Raw genomic sequence first — 17,106 nt, 5'->3', positions numbered from 1 at the left:
GCCCGCGAGAACCATTAGTGTGGGGCTCCGTCCGAGACGCACCAACACCCGCATGGTGAGCGCGCGTCCAAGCGCAGTCCATCGCAGTCCATCGCAGTGTCTTCCGGGGGCCACACCCCGCAGCGGCCCGGCCGCCGCGGGAGACGGCAGCCCCGGGTCCGGAGGGCCCGTACCTCGATGTCCGTGCACAGCCAGTCGGCGGCCCAGGCCGCCTCATACGAAGCCGCCGCGCCACAGTTCCCGCGGCATGTCGTCACCGCCGTGATCGTCTCGCACGACGGGGCGCGCTGGCTGCCCGACGCGCTCGACGGCCTGCTCGGCCAGGAGCGCCCGGTGCAGAACGTCATCGGCGCCGACACCGGCAGCGCGGACGACTCCGCCCGGCTGCTGACCGAAGCCCTCGGCGACGAGCGGGTGCTGCACCTCGCCCGCCGCTCCGGCTTCGGCACCGCCGTCGACGAGGCCGTCCGCACCGCGCCGGTGCTCACCCCCGACGACCTGCCCTACCTCAAGCGCCCCAGCGGCTGGGACCCGGTCACCCGGACCTGGCACGACGAGGCGTACGACATGCCGGACCTGCCGCACGGCGAGCCCGTGCAGTGGCTCTGGCTGCTGCACGACGACTGCGCGCCGGCCCCCGACGCGCTCGCCGAACTGCTGCGCGTCGTCGACGCCAGCCCCTCCACCGTGATCGTCGGCCCCAAGCTGCGCAGCTGGTACGACCGCAGGCAGCTCCTCGAAGCCGGCGTCAGCATCGCCCGCTCCGGCCGCCGTTGGACCGGCCTGGACCGCCGCGAACAGGACCAGGGCCAGCACGACCAGGTGCGCGCGGTGCTCTCCGTCTCCACCGCCGGCATGCTCATCCGCCGCGACGTCTACGAACAGCTCGGCGGCTTCGACCGCCGGCTGCCGCTGATGCGCGACGACGTGGACCTGTGCTGGCGCGCCCAGGCCGCCGGACACCAGGTGCTCATCGCGCCGGACGCGGTGCTGCGGCACGCCGAGGCGGCGTCCCGCGAGCGCCGCCCCATCGACTGCGTCGGCCGCTCGGTGGCCGGCCCGCACCGCGTCGACAAGGCCGGTGCCGTCTACACCCTGCTGGCCAACACCCGCGGCGCGATACTGCCGTACGTCCTGCTCCGCCTCGTCCTCGGCACCTTCCTGCGCGTCCTCGCCTACCTCGTCGGCAAGGTGCCGGGCCAGGCGCTGGACGAACTCGCGGGGCTCTTCGGCACCCTGCTGCGGCCCGGCAAGATCATGGCCGCGCGGCGCAGACGCGGGAAGCCGGCGGTCGAGGCGAGCGAGCTGCGCCCGCTCTTCCCGCCGCCCGGCGCGACCGTACGGGCCACCGCCGAACAGGTCGCCAGCAACTTCGCCGGGCGGGCCGCGCCCGACGCCTCCGCCGGCGGCCGGCACGGCGCCGTGGAGTCCGGGCCCGGCGGCGACGACGCGGACTTCCTGGAGGTCGAGCAGTTCGCGCGGCTGAAGCGGATCGCCCGCCGGCCCGCGCCCGTCCTCTTCGTCGTCCTGCTCCTGGTCTCCGTGGTCGCCTGCCGCGGCCTGCTCGGCGGCGGCGCGCTGACCGGCGGCGCCCTGCTGCCCGCGCCCGGCGACGTCTCCGACCTGTGGGCGCGCTACTTCCACAGCTGGCACGACGTCGGCATCGGCTCCACCGCCTCGGCGCCGCCCTACCTCGCGGTCCTCGCCCTTGTGGCGAGCGTCTTCTTCGGCAGCACCGGCTTCGCCGTCACCCTGCTGCTGGTCTGCTCCGTGCCGCTGGCCGGGCTGACCGCGTACTTCGCCTCCCGGCCGCTGGTCGCCTCGCGCCTGCTGCGGGCCTGGGCCGCCGTGGCGTACGCCTTCCTGCCCGCCGCCACCGGCGCGCTGGCCGGCGGCCGCATCGGCACCGCCGTCCTGGCCATCCTGCTGCCCCTGATGGCCCGCGCCGCGATCGCCGCGAGCGGGCTGCGGCTCGCGCCGGGCGTGCGGCCGAGCTTCCGCGCCGCCTGGGCGTACGCGCTGCTGCTGACCTTCACCACGGCCTTCACCCCGATCGTCTGGCCGATCGCCGTGCTCCTCGGCCTCGGCCTGCTGGTCCTGCGCTTCCTGGACGGCAACCGCGACAAGATCGTGGCGTACGTGCTGCGCTTCCTCGCCGTCGTCGTCTCCCCGATCGTCGTGCTCGCGCCCTGGTCGCTGTCGCTGCTGACCGAGCCGTCCCGCTTCTTCCTGGAGGCCGGGCTCGCCAACAAGCCGGGTGCCGCGTCCTGGCTGGACCTCGTCGGGTTCAGCCCCGGCGGCCCCAAGGCGTACGGCAGCGTCCTGCTGCTCGGCGTCGTGCTCGCCGCCCTGGGCGCGCTGCTGCGCGACGAGCGGCAGCGCACCATCCGCACCGCCTGGGTCGCCGGCCTGGTCGCGCTGCTCTTCGCGGGCCTGGCCAACGGCTCCGGCTGGGCCGGTCCGCCCGCGCTGATCTACGGGCTGGCGCTGCTGTGCGCCGCCGCGGTCGGCGCCGAGGGCATCCGCACTCGCATGATGGCGCTCGGCTTCGGCTGGAAGCAGCCGGTGGCCGTGCTGATCGCGCTGGCGGCCGCGCTGGCCCCGGTGTGGGCGGCGGTCAGCTGGATGCTCGGCGGCGCCGCGGGCCCCGTGGAGCGCCGCAACCCCGAGCAGGTACCGGCGTTCGTCGCCGAGGAGTCCGGCAGCGCCGACCGCCCCCGCACCCTCGTCCTGGACGGCGATGCGGGGCACGTCGCGTACTCCCTGGTGCGCGGCTCCGGCGCGCGCCTCGGAGACGCGGACATCGCCGCCGAGGCCGGCGAGGACAGCCGCCTGAACGACATCGTCGCCAACCTGGTCGCGGGCTCCGGCGCCGACCAGACCGACCGGCTCGGCGGCTACGCCGTGCGGTACGTCCTGGTCAAGAACGGTGCCCCGCGCGAGATGGGCCGCACCCTGGACGCCACGCCGGGCCTGACCCGGATGAGCCAGGAGGACGGCAGCGCCCTGTGGCGGGTGGACCGCCGGGTCTCCCGCGTCTCCATCGTCAGCGGTACGAAGAGCGGCGCCCCGCAGGCCGGCACGGCCGCCGCGCCGGTCGCGGTCGCCGCCGACCCGGTCGACGCGCACACGAAGGTGCCCGCCGGACCCGAGGGGCGGGTGCTGCGCCTCGCCGACGCCGCCGACGAGGGCTGGCAGGCCACGCTGGACGGCAAGCCGCTGAAGCCGGTCACGGTGGACGGCTGGGCGCAGGGCTTCGAGCTGCCCGCCGCGGGCGGCCGGCTGGACCTCACCCACGAGAGCCCGCTCACCCACACCCTCTGGATGACGGCACAGGGCCTGCTCGCCGTCGTGCTGGTGGTCATGGCCCTGCCGGGCCGCCGCCGGGACGTCGACGACGACCTGCCCGAGGAGGGCCTCGCGGCGGTGCCCGCGCAGCCCATCGAGGGCGAGGGCCGCCGCGCCCGTAGGCTGCGCGCCGCGCAGGAGGCGGCGGCAGCGCAGAAGCCCGTCCCGGAGGCGGCCGTGCCCGGTGCCCGGGACGGCGCGGACCCGGTGGCCGACCCGTACGCGGCCGCGCAGGGCGGCATCCCGTATCCCGCCGATCCGTACGCGGCGGACCCGTATGCGGCCGCGGCTCCCCAGGGGGCGCCGCAGCAGCAGGCGGCGCCCGGGATGCCGCAGCAGCCCCCGTACCAGGACTGGCAGGCCGGTCCCGGCGCCGATCCGTACCAGGGCGCGCAGTACGACCAGCAGTACGGGCAGCAGTACCAGTCCGCCGACCCGTACCAGCCCGATCCGTACGCCCAGCAGCCCTACGGGGCCGGCGTCTACGACCCGTACGGCTACGGGCAGCAGCAGCCCTACGGGGACGGCACGGCGTACGAGGGCATGCACCACGGCGGCACGCCGTACGACGGCACCACGCACGACGGCTCGTACCGCGAGCCCCGCCGCGACGGGAGCGACCAGCAGTGAACCGCACCACCATGTCCCTGATCGGCGCGGTCGTCGCGCTCGCCGCCGTCACCGGTGTCGCCGCCGTCGCGGCTCCCGGAGACGGCGCGGAGCCCGCCGCCTCGAAGGCCGCCAGGCTGCCCGTACAGCGCTCCGCGCTGATGTGCCCGGCCCCGACCTCCTCCGAGGTCGGCGAGACGACGTACACCGCCTTCACGCCCAAGGGCGCCGGTTCCGGCAAGGGCAGCGCGAGCCTGGAGCCCGCGGCGGACGGCCGGGCCGACGACACCGGCAAGGGCGGCAAGGACAAGAAGAAGGCGGCGGACGCGAAGCCCGTCGCGCCCCTGAAGGCCCCCGGCACGCCGGTCACCGCGACCACCGACAGCTCCGCCGCGCCCGCCCTCATCGGCGCCGCCGACGGCGGCCTCGCGCCCGGCTGGAGCGTCCAGCAGACCACCGAGGTCGGCGCGGGCATCGGCCGCGGCCTGCTCGGCACGTCCTGCACCGCACCGGACACCGACTTCTGGTTCCCCGGCGCCAGCACCTCCCCGGACCGCCAGGACTACGTCCACCTCACCAACCCCGACTCCACCGCCGCCGTCGTCGACCTGAAGCTGTACGGCAAGGACGGCCCCCTGAAGGCGGCGTCCGGCGAGGACATCCAGGTACCGCCGCACTCCAGCGTCCCGGTACTGCTCTCCACGCTCTCCGACACCCGCGCCGCCAACGTGTCGCTGCACGTCATCGCCCGTGAGGGCCGGGTCGGCGCGGCCGTGCAGGCCGGCGACGAGAAGATCGGCGGCGACTGGCTGCCGGCCGCCGCCGACCCGGCCTCCGGCGCCTCCGGGCTGGTGCTCCCGGGCATCCCGGCCGACGCCACCTCCGTACGGCTGGTGGCCCTCGCGCCCGGCTCCGCCGACGCCGACCTGAAGGTGCAGCTCGCCACGCCCACCGGCTCGATCGTGCCGGCCGGGCTGGAGACGCTGCACCTGAAGAGCGGGATGACCACCGCGGTCGATCTGAAGGACCTCACCAAGGGGGAGGCGGGTTCGCTGCTCCTCACGCCGGCCGAGGGCTCCAAGGCGCCCGTAGCCGCCGCGCTGCGGGTCACCCGCGGCAAGGGCGCGGACCAGGAGATGGCGTTCATCCCCGCGACGAAGCCGGTCGGCGACCGCGCCACCGCGCCCGACAACCGCGCCAAGGGCAGCACGCTCTCGCTCGTCGCCCCGCGGAAGGGCCAGGACGCGCGGGTGAAGGTCACCGCGTCGGCGGGCAGCGGGGGCGGCAGCCCGGTCACCAAGACGTACACGGTCAAGGGCGGCACCACGCTCGCCGTCGAGCCGCCCCGTCCGAAGGGCCTCAAGGGCTCCTACGCGCTCACTGTGGAGCCGGAGAAGGGCAGCGGGCCCGTCTACGCGGCCCGCACGCTCGCGCTGCCGCACGGCGGCGTCCAGAGCTTCACCGTCCAGCCCCTGCCGGACGACCGCGGCACGGTCGAGGTGCCGACGGCGGGCTGGAACATGTCGGTACTGAACGACTGACCGGCCGAACCGGCCCGGGCCTCTCAGGAGATGACTCCTGAGAGGCCCGTTTCAGTCCTGCCCGTACCGGGGGTCGACCGACTCCGGGGCCAGCCCCAGCAGCTCCGCGACCTGTTCGACGACGACCTCATGGACGAGGAGCGCCCGCTCCTCGCGGTTCTTCGTACGGATCTCCACCGGGCGCCGGTAGACCACGATCCGGTCCCGGTGGCCGGCCTCCGAGGGCAGCACGCTGCCCAGGGGCACCGTGTCCTCGTCCGCCGCGATTCCCTCGTCCCCGCCGGGCCCCAGCCGGGGCACCTCGCGCACCGAGAACTCCACCTCCGAGAGTTGCGGCCAGCGCCGCTCCAGACGCTCCACGGAGTCGTGCACGAGGTCCACGAAGGCGTCGGCACGGCTCACCGAGAGCGGCACCTGGGGCGGCGCGATCGGACCGCGCATTCCGCGGCCGTGGCGGTCGCGGCGGCGCGGACGCGGCTCCGTCGGGCTGGGGTTGCCCCCGGCGCCGGCCGGGGGAGGTACGGGGCTGTCCATCAACCACGAGCGTAGCCGCCGAGGGCCGAGGACGGCCGAACTCTTGCCCCGTCCGCCTCATGTCGCTCACTGATCGGTACGAGTTCTGTTCCGTTCGTTCATCTAAGGCCATGTGACCGCCGAACGCTCGCGTAACGCCCGCGAAATGACACGAATTGACTGGAGTACGGAGGGGAATCATCGCCCCCACTCGGGCGGCAACGGGTTCTCGACGCAGGTCAGGCCGAGCGTGCGCAGGTCAGACAGGTCGGGCGAACCGGGACGACACGGCCGGGTGAGGTCGTGGAGAGTCGTCGCGGCCCGCTCAAGAGTGCGGTACCGTCCAACGTCGTGAGCCCTGTACGTCGCTGTTCGCGCACTGCGTGCGGCCGTCCCGCCGTCGCAACGCTGACGTACGTCTATGCGGATTCGACCGCTGTGCTCGGCCCGCTCGCCACCTACGCGGAACCCCACTGTTACGACCTGTGTGCCGAGCATTCCGAGCGCCTGACCGCGCCGCGCGGCTGGGAGGTCGTCCGGCTGGCCGCCGATCCCGGCGCGGTCCAGCCGAGCGGTGACGACCTCGAAGCACTCGCCAACGCGGTGCGGGAAGCGGCGCGTCCGCAGGAACGTACGGTCGGCGGTCCCGAGGCGGCAGGCCCCCGTGAGGCCGACCCCATGGAGGTCGCCCGCCGCGGTCATCTCCGCGTGCTCCGCTCCCCGGACTCCTGAGCGCCCGCGCGTTGGGGGCGCCACGCCCCAACGACCGCCGATTTCCAGCCGTTTCCGGGGCGCATTCGTTTCTGCCTTCCGGTCGCATCCCTTCCTGACGCGCGATCACCTCTGATCGGCAGTCAGTTCATGACGGACCGTTCAGTGAGTTCATGACGGCCCATTGACTCCGGCTTGGCGCGGACACGACCATTCCTCCACTCCTGCGAGATCGCCTTCCGCATGCCGGAAGGTGCGGGGGAGCCGCCACGCCGCCGGGGAGGCCGCATGTCCGGAGTGTTCGTCCAGCAGCTTCAGCCGATCGCCGATTCCCTCGCCCTGTCCGCGCTCGTCGCGGCCCTGCCGCTGATCACCGTCCTGGTCCTGCTCGGCGCCGTACGGATGCGCGCCCACCACGCGGGCCTCATCGGCCTCGCCGTCGCCCTGCTCACCGCCTGGTTCGGCTCCGGGATGCCCGTGACGCAGGCGCTGTCCAGCGCCGTGCAGGGCGCCGTCTTCGGGCTCTTCCCCATCATGTGGATCGTCGTCAACGCCCTCTGGGTGTACCGGATGACGGTCCGCACCCAGCACTTCGACGTCCTCCGCCGCTCCTTCTCCCGGCTCTCCGACGACCCCCGCATCCAGGCCCTGGTCATCGCCTTCTGCTTCGGCGCCCTCCTGGAGGCGCTCGCGGGCTTCGGCGCCCCGGTCGCCATCAGCGCCGTCATGCTGGTCGCCCTCGGCTTCGACCCCGTCAAGGCGGCGGTCGTCGCCCTCGTCGCCAACACGGCCCCCGTCGCGTTCGGCGCCATGGGCACCCCCGTCGTGACCCTCGCCCAGGTCACCGGCCTCCCGCTGGACTCCGTCGCCTCCGTCGTCGGCCGCCAGACCCCGCTGCTCGCGCTGATCGTCCCCCTGCTGCTCGTCGCCCTCGTGGACGGCCGCCGCGGCCTGCGCGAGACCTGGCTGCCCGCGCTCGCCTGCGGCATCGCCTTCGCCGCCACCCAGTTCGCCGCCGCCAACTACGTCTCGGCGCAGCTCGCCGACATCGGCGCGGCGCTGATCGGCGCCGCCGCGCTGGTCGCGGTGCCCGCCGCCCGGCGCCCCGCCACCGCCTCCGTACGCGCCGCCGTCCTGACCGGCGCCCGCAGCGAGGACCTGGACGTGCGCGACAGCCGCCGCGAGACGGTCCGCGCGTACGCCCCGTACGGCCTGATCATCGTGATCTTCTCGCTCGCCCAGATACCGCCGTTCAAGGACTGGGCGGCGGCCGCGACCCGGTCCTTCGACTGGCCGCTGCTGGACGTCGCGGGGCCCGACGGCAAGCCGGTCGGCGGTAACGTCCTGACGCTCCCGCTGGTCGCCACCGGCGGCACGCTCGTCCTCCTCGCGGGCCTGGTCACCGCGGCCGTCCTGGGCGTACGGGCGCGCGCCGCCGCCAAGGAGTGGCTGGCCACGGTCCACGAACTGCGCTTCGCCATCCTGACCGTGACGTCCGTCCTCGCCCTGGCCTACGTCATGAACCTCTCCGGCCAGGCCGCCACCATCGGCCACTTCGTCGCCGCGGCCGGCGCCGGGCTGGCCTTCCTCTCGCCCGTACTGGGCTGGTTCGGCGTCGCCGTCTCCGGCTCCGACACCTCCGCGAACGCCCTGTTCGGCGCCCTCCAGGTCACCGCGGCCCAGCAGTCCGGCCTGTCGCCCGAACTCCTCGCCGCGGCCAACAGCTCCGGCGGCGTCCTCGGCAAGATGATCTCCCCGCAGAACCTCACCATCGCCTGTGCCGCCGTCGGCCTCGCGGGCCGCGAGGGCGATCTGCTCCGCAAGGTCCTGCCCTGGAGCCTGCTGCTGCTCCTCGTGATGTGCCTGATCGTGCTGGGGCAGAGCACGGCGGTACTGGGCTGGATGCTGCCCTGAGAGCCCACGGCCGGGCCCGCTCGGGGCCCGGCGGACCGGCTTCCGACCGTCGGTTTCGGGCCGGAAGCCGCCCTACGGGCCGCCGTTCACCGATGGTTCACACCGGGTCCACAGATCTTCCCGGTAGCTTGGGGTTCCCGAAGAAGAACCTCAGGAGGGTGGCTGTGGCTGATCTGTCGCAGATCGTGAAGGCGTACGACGTGCGCGGCGTGGTCCCCGACCAGTGGGACGAGACCCTGGCCGAGCTGTTCGGTGCGGCGTTCGCCCAGGTCACCGAGGCGGAAGCGATCGTCATCGGGCACGACATGCGGCCGTCCTCGCCGGGCCTGGTCCGCGCGTTCGCCCGCGGCGCCGCCGCGCGCGGGGCCGACGTCACCGAGATCGGGCTGTGCTCCACCGACGAGCTGTACTACGCGAGCGGCGCGCTCGGCCTGCCGGGCGCGATGTTCACCGCCTCGCACAACCCGGCCCAGTACAACGGCATCAAGATGTGCCGGGCCGGCGCGGCCCCGATCGGCCAGGACACCGGCCTCGCCGAGATCCGGGCGCTGGCCGAGGAGTGGCTGGAGAAGGGCGCGCCCGAGCCCGTCGCCGAGACCGGCTCCGTCACCCAGCGCGACGTCCTGGGCGACTACGCGGCGCACCTGCGCTCCCTCGTCGACCTCTCCGGCATCCGCCCCCTGAAGGTCGTCGTGGACGCGGGCAACGGCATGGGCGGCCACACCGTCCCCACCGTCTTCGAGGGCCTGCCGATCCAGCTGGACCCGATGTACTTCGAGCTGGACGGCACGTTCCCCCACCACGAGGCCAACCCGCTGGATGCGAAGAACATCGTCGACCTCCAGGCCCGCGTCCGGGAGACCGGCGCGGACATCGGCCTGGCCTTCGACGGCGACGCGGACCGCTGCTTCGTCGTCGACGAGAACGGCGACCCGGTCTCCCCGTCCGCGATCACCGCGCTGGTCGCCGCCCGCGAGCTGGCCAAGCACTCCGGCGGCACGGTGATCCACAACTGCATCACCTCCTGGTCCGTCCCCGAGGTCGTCAAGGAGAGCGGCGGCAAGCCCGTCCGCACCCGCGTGGGCCACTCCTTCATCAAGGCCGAGATGGCCAGGACCGGCGCGATCTTCGGCGGCGAGCACTCCGCGCACTACTACTTCCGCGACTTCTGGAACGCCGACACCGGCATGCTCGCGGCCATGCACGTACTCGCCGCGCTCGGCGGCCAGCAGGGCCCGCTCTCGGGCCTGGTCGCCCAGTACGACCGGTACGCGGCCTCCGGCGAGATCAACAGCACCGTCGACGACCAGGCCGGCCGGCTCGCCGCCATCAGGACGGCCTACGAGGGCCGCGCGGGCGTGGAGCTGGACGAGCTGGACGGCCTCACCGTCACCGCCGCCGACTGGTGGTTCAACGTCCGCCCCTCCAACACCGAGCCGCTGCTGCGCCTGAACGTCGAGGCGCGGGACGCGGACACGGTCGCGCGCGTACAGGACGAGGTCCTGGCCGTCGTCCGCGGATAGCCCCGCCCGGCCCCCCCGAAGGGCGGCCGGCGGCGGCCCGCAGACCGCCGCCGGCCGCCCAAAAGCACCCCTCACCGCCACCCGGCGGTACGCTGACGAGGGGAAACACATCATCACCCTGAAGGGGTCGCCTCCATGCCGGTCGAAGCCAGCCTCCTCGAGATCCTCGCCTGCCCGGCGTGCCACGCCCCCCTGGCGGACAAGTCCTCGGACGACCCCGCCGAGCTGGTGTGCACCGGCAGCGACTGCGGCCTCGCCTACCCCGTACGCGACGGCATCCCCGTCCTCCTCGTGGACGAGGCCCGCCGACCGGCCTGAGCGCCCCGCCCCAGGCCGGCAACCGCCGCTCCGCCCAGCCAACCCGGCGACCGGAAGGCAGCACACGATGCTCGACGAGTCACTCCTCGACGCCCCCGAAGCACTGGCCGAGGCGGACCGGTACGGCCTGCTGCGCGCCGTGGCCGAGTCCGGTGCCCGCGTGCGCACCGCGGCCCGTAACGCCACCGAGGCCGGCATACCGGATCTCACGCCCGACGGCCGCCCCCGCACGGTCCTCGTCGCGGGCCCCGGCCCCGCAGCCCCCTGCGTCGCCGACCTCTTCGGCGCCCTCGGCGGCGGCAGCTGCCCGGTGACGCTGATCCGGCCCACCGGCGTGGCCCCCGCCCCGGGCGCGCTGCGCTGGACCCTGCCGGGCTGGACGGGCCCGCTGGACCTGCTGCTGGTCGCGGGCCCCGACGGCGCCGACGCGGGCCTGGCGGAGCTGGTCGAGAACGCCTACCGCCGGGGCTGCTCCATCGTGGGCGTCACCCCGGCCGGCAGCCCGCTCGCCGACGCCATCGGGCAGGCCCGGGGCCTCGCCGTACCGCTCGCCGTCACTCCGTACGACGGCGAGTTCGACGTCGAGGGCGCGCCGCCCGCCGCGCCCGGCACCCTCTGGTCGCTGCTCACCCCGCTGCTCGCGCTCGCCGACCGGATCGGCCTGCTCGACGCCCCGGCCGACGCGCTGTCCCGGCTCGCCGACCGGCTCGACCAGGTCGCCGAGCACTGCGGCCCGGCCATCGCCACGTACGGCAACCCGGCCAAGACCCTCGCCGCCGAGCTCGCCGACACCCTCCCGCTGATCTGGACCGAGGGCCCGGTCGCCGGGGCCGTCGGCCGGCACTTCGCCGCCGTACTGACCGGCCTCGCGGGCCGCCCCGCGCTCGCCGCCGAGCTCCCCGAAGCGCTCACGGCGCACGGCATGCTGCTCGCCGGCGCCCTCGCGGCCGGTGCGGATCCGGACGATTTCTTCCGCGACCGCGTCGAGCAGCCCGGCGCGCTGCACGCCCGCGCGCTGCTGCTCCGGGAGGGCTCGCCGGGCCCGCTGTCCGCCGCGCCCGCCGCCCGTGACCTGGCCCTGGAGCGGGACACCCCGGTCAGCGAGCTGGAGGCGGAGACCGACGGCAGCCCCCTGGAGAACGCCGCACAGCTCCTGGCCACCACGGATTTCGCCGCCGTTTACCTGGCGCTCGCCGGAGCCGAGGGATCATGAGGCGGGGCGGTGCGCGGCGCCCCTGCGGACCGCCGCGGCGCCGCTCCGCCGTCGCCATCCACAACCCCTACTGACCACTACAGGAGTCCGCCCGCCATGGACCGCCTCACCAACACCGTGCGCCCCTACGCCTGGGGTTCCACGACCGCGATCCCTTACCTCCTCGGCGTCGAGCCGACCGGTGAGCCGCAGGCGGAGATGTGGATGGGCGCCCACCCCGGCGCGCCGTCCCGCGTCGACCGGGGCCTCGGCCCCCAGTCCCTGGCCGAGATCATCGACGAGGACCCCGAGCACGAGCTCGGCGCCGACTCGGTACGCGCCTTCGGTCCCCGGCTGCCCTTCCTGCTGAAGCTGCTCGCGGCCGGCTCCCCGCTCTCCCTCCAGGTCCACCCCGACCTCGCGCAGGCCAAGGAGGGCTTCGCCGACGAGGAGCGGCGCGGCGTGCCGCTGAACGCCGGGCACCGCAACTACAAGGACGCCAACCACAAGCCCGAGCTGATCTGCGCGCTCACCCCCTTCGACGGCCTGTGCGGCTTCCGGCACCCCGAGGAGGCCGCCGAGCTGCTCGCCGGGCTCGGCGTCGACAGCCTCAAGCCGTACGTCGACATCCTGCGCGCCGGGCCCGAAGAAGACGCGCTCCGCGAGGTCCTCACCGCCGTCCTCACCGCGGACAAGCACGCCATGGCCGAGACCGTCGGCGAGGCGGCGGCGCACGCCGAACGCCTCGGCAAGGCCGGCGGCCCGCACGCCGAGTCCTACGCCGCGTACGCCTCGATCGCCCACCACTACCCGGGCGACCCCGGCGTGATCGCCGCGATGCTGCTCAACTACGTGACGCTGCAGCCCGGCGAGGCCCTCTTCCTCGGCGCCGGCATCCCGCACGCCTACCTCAACGGCCTCGGCGTCGAACTGATGGCCAACTCCGACAACGTGCTGCGCTGCGGCCTCACCCCGAAGCACGTGGACGTCCCCGAACTGCTGCGCATCGTCCGCTTCGAGGCGGGCGACGCGGGCGTGCTGCGCCCGGAGGCCGGCCCCTCGGGCGAGGAGGTCTACGAGACGCCCATCGACGAGTTCCGGCTCTCGCGCTACGTCCTGGCCCCCGGCTCCGCGGCGGTGCCCCTGGACGCCCGTACGCCGCAGGTCCTGCTGTGCACGGCGGGCTCGGTCGTCCTGCGGGACGCGCCCGGCGCGGCGTCCGCGGGGCGGGAACTGGCACTCGCGCCCGGTGAGTCCGCGTTCGTCCCGGCCGGGGAGGAAATCACCATCGACGGCGAGGGCACGCTCTTCCGGGCCACAGTGGTGGCCTGATGCAGGCCCCTGGGGCGGGCTGCAAGAATGACCTTTCCAGTTGCTTAAAGGGGCGGTAAAGCCCGGTCGACGGAAGGGACATGCGGCACTCATGAGTGCATCAGGTGGCACCAAGGCCATCGTCGCGGCGCTGGGCGCCAATCTGGCCATCGCCGCAGCGAAGTTCGTGGCGTTCGCCTTCAGCGGTTCGTCCTCCATGCTGGCCGAGGGCGTGCACTCGATCGCCGACTCGGGCAATCAGGGACTGCTGCTCCTGGGCGGCAAGAAGGCCAAGCGCGAGGCGACGGCCGAGCACCCGTTCGGCTACGGCCGCGAGCGGTACATCTACGGCTTCCTCGTCTCCATCGTGCTCTTCACCATCGGCGGCGTCTTCGCGCTGTACGAGGGCTGGGACAAGATCCAGCACCCGCACGAGCTGGAGCACTGGTACTGGCCCGTGGGCGTCCTCGTCTTCGCGATCGTCGCCGAGGGCTTCTCCTTCAGCACGGCCATCAAGGAGTCGAACTCGCTGCGCGGCGAGCAGTCCTGGCCCCAGTTCGTCCGCCGCGCCAAGGCCCCCGAGCTGCCGGTCGTCCTCCTGGAGGACCTGGGCGCGCTGGTCGGCCTGATCCTCGCGCTGCTCGGCGTCTGCCTCACCCTCATCACCGGTGAGGCGGTCTGGGACGGCATCGGCACGATGTGCATCGGCGCGCTGCTCGTACTGATCGCCCTGGTACTGGCCGCCGAGACCAAGTCGCTCCTCCTGGGCGAGGCGGCCGGCGCCGACCAGGTCGCCAAGATCCGCGCGGCCATCGTCGACGGCGACACCGTCACCCGCGTCATCCACATGCGCACCCTCCACCTCGGCCCGGAGGAGCTGCTGGTCGCCGCGAAGATCGCGGTCCAGCACGACGACACGGCCACGGAGGTCGCCGACGCGATCAACGCCGCCGAGGACCGCATCCGCGCCGCGGTCCCGATCGCCCGCGTCATCTACCTGGAGCCGGACATCTACAGCGCGGAGGCCGCGGCCTCGGGCGAACCGGTACCGGGCGCCTGACCTCGCGGGCTCTTGTGAAGCGGGCCCCGCACTCAGTGGTGCTGAGTGCGGGGCCCGCTTTTCTTCTCTGCTGCTGTTCGTCGCTGCCGTTCGTCTACTGGATCCCGTTACTGGATCTCGGCGAGTACGGTCATGATCGCGTCGCTGTCCGGCGCCGCCTGCAGCCGCGCCCGGAAGTCCGCGTCCATCAGCTTCCGCGAGAGCAGCGCGAGAATCCGCAGGTGCTCGTCGCCCGCCGCGGCCGCCGGTACCGAGATCATGAAGACCAGCTTCGCGAGCGTGCCGTCCAGCGACTCCCAGTCGATGCCCTCGGCGGACCGCGCGAACCCGACGACCGGCGCGGTGACCGCGTCCGTCTTGGCGTGCGGGATCGCGATCTCCTCGCCGAGCCCGGTGGTGCCCTGCGCCTCCCGGGCCAGCGCCACCCGCACCAGCTCGTCCACGTCCGCGACCCGCCCGGTCCCGGCCGCCAGCTCGGCCATCTCCCGGATGGCCGCCTCCTTCTCGGTGGCGTCGAGCTGGATCTTGACGGTGACGGGGGTGAGGTAGCCGGAGAGGACTTCTTGGGGCGTACTGGACTCTGTACCGGTCGCGGTGGCACCGGCCGTGGTGGCGTCGGCCTCGGCCGCGGCCGCGCCGACCACCTCCGCCCGAGGTTCCGCCTCGGCAATCGGTTCCGTCTCCGTACGAGCTGCTGCCTCCGTACGGGCTTCCGTACCGTCACGCCGCTCGGCCATCGATATCAGCGTCACCGTGCACAGCGCCGTGACGACCGTTCCCGCCGCGACGGCCACGAAGAACATCGCGACGCCGCCCACCGCGCCCAGTACGGCGACGATCGGCCCGCCGTGCGGCACGTTGTCCGTCACCCCGGCCAGGCCGGCCAGCGCACCGGCCACCGCGCCGCCGATCATGTTGGACGGGATGACCCGGGCGGGCCGCCCCGCCGCGAACGGGATCGCGCCCTCCGTGATGCCGAAGCACCCCATGAACAGCGCCGCGAGCCCGGTCTCCCGCTCCTGGTCGTCGTAGAGCCGGCGGCGCAGCAGCGTCGCCAGCCCCTGCCCGAGCGGCGGCACCGGAATGGCGGCCGCGCACATGCCCATGATCTCCGGGTTCTTGGAGACCAGCCCCGCGCCGAAGAGGAACGCCGTCTTGTTGACCGGCCCGCCCATGTCGAACGCGATCATCAGCCCGAGGATGATGCCGAGCAGCGCCGCGCTGGACCCCGTGAGGCCGCCCAGCCAGCTCGTCAGATGCTCGAACACCCACGAGATCGGCTGCCCGATGACGTAGAGGAAGAACAGTCCCAGCGCCGTCGTGGCCACGATCGGGATCACGATGATCGGCATGATCGGCTGGACGAACTTCGGGACCCGGACCTTCTTGATCCACAGGACCAGATACCCGGCCAGGAAGCCGGTGACGATCGCCCCGATGAAGCCCGCGCCCGACTTGGAGTCGTACAGCGCGCCCGTATTGGCGATCCAGCCGCCGATCATGCCCGGTACCAGCGCGGGCCGGTCCCCGATCGCGTACGCGATGTACCCGGACAGGATCGGCACCATCAGCGTGAAGCCGATCGTCCCGATGTCGTTGACGTGCTTCCAGAACGAGCCGTCGGGGATCACGAGCCCGCCGTCGGCCTGCGGATGACCGCCCAGCGCCAGCGAGACGGCGATGAGCAGTCCGCCCACCACCACGAACGGGATCATGTAGCTGACGCCGTTCATCAGCGCCTTGTACGCGACGCTGCGCTCCTTGCCGCCGCCCTTCCCTGTGGATGCCGCATCGGTACCGGACGCGCCGCCGCTCCCGGCACCCGCATCCGCGTCCGCGCCGTACACGGGCGCGCTCCGCACCCGCTCGATCAGCTGCTCGGGATGGTGGATCCCCTCCGCCACGCCGACCACGATGACGCGCTTACCGACGAACCGGGCGCGGTCGACGTCCTTGTCCGCCGCGATGATGATGCCGTCAGCACGTCTGACATCGTTGTCAGACGGTACGTTCTCGGCCCCGATCGACCCTTGCGTCTCCACCTTCATCTCGTGCCCGAGCGCCTCGGCGGCCTGCGCCAGCTTCTCGGCGGCCATGTAGGTATGGGCGATACCGGTCGGGCAGGCGGTCACGGCGAGCAGCCGCAGCCGCTGCTTCTGCTCGCCCTTGTCGGCGCGCGTTGCTGTGCTCGTTCCGGTGCTGGTGCTGGTGCTGGTGCTGGTGCTGGTGCCGGTGCCGGTGCTCGTTCCGGTGCGCGCGACCCCTTCGGACGCTGCGCCCCGGGGGCCTGTGCTCTCCGGGCCCGGGGGCCCGGCGCCCTCGGGGGGCACCGCTGAACTGCTGGTCACGTCTCTCTCCTCACGATGTGCCGCGCAAGAGCGTGCAAGTGTTCCCGCGCACCCCGCATCCTGCAACAAGAACCCCACCCCTCCAACCCACCCACACAGCCCCCACGCGCCACGACCACTCGGCGTCACACCTCTGCTCGGGACACACCTCCACTCGGGGTCATATGCCCCGGCCGCGGCAGTGCCGCTCCCCACCCGGACAGCCGCGCCGAAGCCGCCCGCGACCGCGTGTGTGACGCGCCGCACCGCCCGGGAGGGGCTGGGGTTCACTGGGCCGATCGGTGTAGATTCGTGCCCAGTGCCAGACGTCGCTGCTGATGGCGGTCGGGCGGCCCGCAGCGCGGACCGGCCGAGGGAGAGAGGGCCTCCGACGGACTGCGTGCTGCGGCCAGGGGACAGGTATGTCCCGGTGGCGGACACATCCGAGCGATACGTCCGCGCCGGCGACGATCAGGTCCACACGACCGGGCAACCGGTCACAGGATTGTCCGGGGCCGGGCGTACCGCATCGCGTACCCCGCCCGTGCACCCCGCCTGCCCGCGCCGCAGACTGCCGACCGCAACCACCCTCCGACCTCCGGGGAGCAGCCCGACATGACGACAGCAGCCACCGGTCAGGACTTCAAGGTCGCCGACCTGTCCCTGGCCGCCTTCGGCCGCAAGGAGATCACCCTCGCCGAGCACGAGATGCCCGGTCTGATGGCGATCCGCAAGGAGT

The 17,106-nt window shown here is 73.5% G+C and carries 12 protein-coding genes; 10 read left to right on the top strand and 2 right to left on the bottom strand.

Annotated elements, in window-relative coordinates:
* The first annotated feature begins 177 nt into the window (after nt 1-177).
* Nucleotides 178-3,978: a glycosyltransferase gene (locus ACIGXO_RS17905; RefSeq protein ID WP_399787167.1), complete on the top strand. Its 3,801-nt coding sequence runs from the start codon at nt 178-180 to the stop codon at nt 3,976-3,978.
* Nucleotides 3,975-5,498 (top strand): DUF5719 family protein, encoded by a 1,524-nt coding sequence (locus tag ACIGXO_RS17900; RefSeq protein ID WP_399787164.1) that lies wholly within the window; start codon nt 3,975-3,977, stop codon nt 5,496-5,498. Before ACIGXO_RS17905 ends, ACIGXO_RS17900 begins: the two co-directional genes overlap by 4 nt.
* A gap of 51 nt (nt 5,499-5,549) precedes the next feature.
* Here ACIGXO_RS17900 and ACIGXO_RS17895 read toward each other — a convergent pair whose 3' ends face one another.
* Entirely contained in the window at nt 5,550-6,032 is a 483-nt protein-coding gene (locus ACIGXO_RS17895; RefSeq protein WP_399787162.1) for a metallopeptidase family protein, read from the bottom strand.
* A gap of 282 nt (nt 6,033-6,314) precedes the next feature.
* Here ACIGXO_RS17895 and ACIGXO_RS17890 point away from each other — a divergent pair, with 282 nt between their 5' ends.
* The 7 genes from ACIGXO_RS17890 (at nt 6,315) to ACIGXO_RS17860 (ending at nt 14,040) form a co-directional block, all read left to right on the top strand.
* Complete coding sequence (locus ACIGXO_RS17890) at nt 6,315-6,743, top strand: DUF3499 domain-containing protein (RefSeq protein ID WP_078601067.1); 429 nt, start codon at nt 6,315-6,317, stop codon at nt 6,741-6,743.
* A gap of 276 nt (nt 6,744-7,019) precedes the next feature.
* Entirely contained in the window at nt 7,020-8,636 is a 1,617-nt protein-coding gene (locus ACIGXO_RS17885; RefSeq protein WP_399788453.1) for an L-lactate permease, read from the top strand.
* Between the two features lie 164 nt (nt 8,637-8,800).
* Complete coding sequence (locus ACIGXO_RS17880) at nt 8,801-10,159, top strand: phosphomannomutase/phosphoglucomutase (RefSeq protein WP_399787159.1); 1,359 nt, start codon at nt 8,801-8,803, stop codon at nt 10,157-10,159.
* 135 nt (nt 10,160-10,294) lie between these two features.
* Nucleotides 10,295-10,477 (top strand): Trm112 family protein, encoded by a 183-nt coding sequence (locus tag ACIGXO_RS17875; protein ID WP_030266038.1) that lies wholly within the window; start codon nt 10,295-10,297, stop codon nt 10,475-10,477.
* Between the two features lie 67 nt (nt 10,478-10,544).
* On the top strand, nt 10,545-11,690 hold the full coding sequence (locus tag ACIGXO_RS17870; RefSeq protein WP_399787155.1) for an SIS domain-containing protein: 1,146 nt from the start codon (nt 10,545-10,547) through the stop codon (nt 11,688-11,690).
* A gap of 96 nt (nt 11,691-11,786) precedes the next feature.
* Nucleotides 11,787-13,001: a mannose-6-phosphate isomerase, class I gene (gene manA / locus ACIGXO_RS17865; RefSeq protein ID WP_399787151.1), complete on the top strand. Its 1,215-nt coding sequence runs from the start codon at nt 11,787-11,789 to the stop codon at nt 12,999-13,001.
* A 91-nt stretch (nt 13,002-13,092) separates the two neighbouring features.
* Nucleotides 13,093-14,040 (top strand): cation diffusion facilitator family transporter, encoded by a 948-nt coding sequence (locus tag ACIGXO_RS17860; RefSeq protein WP_399787149.1) that lies wholly within the window; start codon nt 13,093-13,095, stop codon nt 14,038-14,040.
* A 107-nt stretch (nt 14,041-14,147) separates the two neighbouring features.
* On the opposite strand, the gene ACIGXO_RS17855 is transcribed toward ACIGXO_RS17860, so the two are convergent.
* Entirely contained in the window at nt 14,148-16,136 is a 1,989-nt protein-coding gene (locus tag ACIGXO_RS17855; protein WP_399788450.1) for a fructose-specific PTS transporter subunit EIIC, read from the bottom strand.
* 786 nt (nt 16,137-16,922) lie between these two features.
* On the opposite strand from ACIGXO_RS17855, the gene ACIGXO_RS17850 reads away from it, so the two are divergent.
* On the top strand, nt 16,923-17,106 hold a 184-nt coding region (locus tag ACIGXO_RS17850; RefSeq protein ID WP_399788447.1), incomplete at its 3' end, for an adenosylhomocysteinase.

This window comes from Streptomyces sp. NPDC053542 (genome assembly GCF_044544685.1).
GTDB lineage: Bacteria > Actinomycetota > Actinomycetes > Streptomycetales > Streptomycetaceae > Streptomyces.
This window is presented reverse-complemented; position numbering and strand designations above follow the sequence as displayed.

What these genes read in the sequence shown, in the direction of transcription:
- ACIGXO_RS17875 (WP_030266038.1), top strand. Translation starts at nt 10,295, where the DNA reads ATGCCGGTCGAAGCCAGCCTCCTCGAGATCCTCGCCTGCCCGGCGTGC.
- ACIGXO_RS17870 (WP_399787155.1), top strand. Translation starts at nt 10,545, where the DNA reads ATGCTCGACGAGTCACTCCTCGACGCCCCCGAAGCACTGGCCGAGGCG.
- ACIGXO_RS17855 (WP_399788450.1), bottom strand. Translation starts at nt 16,136, where the DNA reads ATGGCCGCCGAGAAGCTGGCGCAGGCCGCCGAGGCGCTCGGGCACGAG.
- ACIGXO_RS17895 (WP_399787162.1), bottom strand. Translation starts at nt 6,032, where the DNA reads ATGGACAGCCCCGTACCTCCCCCGGCCGGCGCCGGGGGCAACCCCAGC.
- ACIGXO_RS17860 (WP_399787149.1), top strand. Translation starts at nt 13,093, where the DNA reads ATGAGTGCATCAGGTGGCACCAAGGCCATCGTCGCGGCGCTGGGCGCC.
- ACIGXO_RS17905 (WP_399787167.1), top strand. Translation starts at nt 178, where the DNA reads ATGTCCGTGCACAGCCAGTCGGCGGCCCAGGCCGCCTCATACGAAGCC.
- manA (WP_399787151.1), top strand. Translation starts at nt 11,787, where the DNA reads ATGGACCGCCTCACCAACACCGTGCGCCCCTACGCCTGGGGTTCCACG.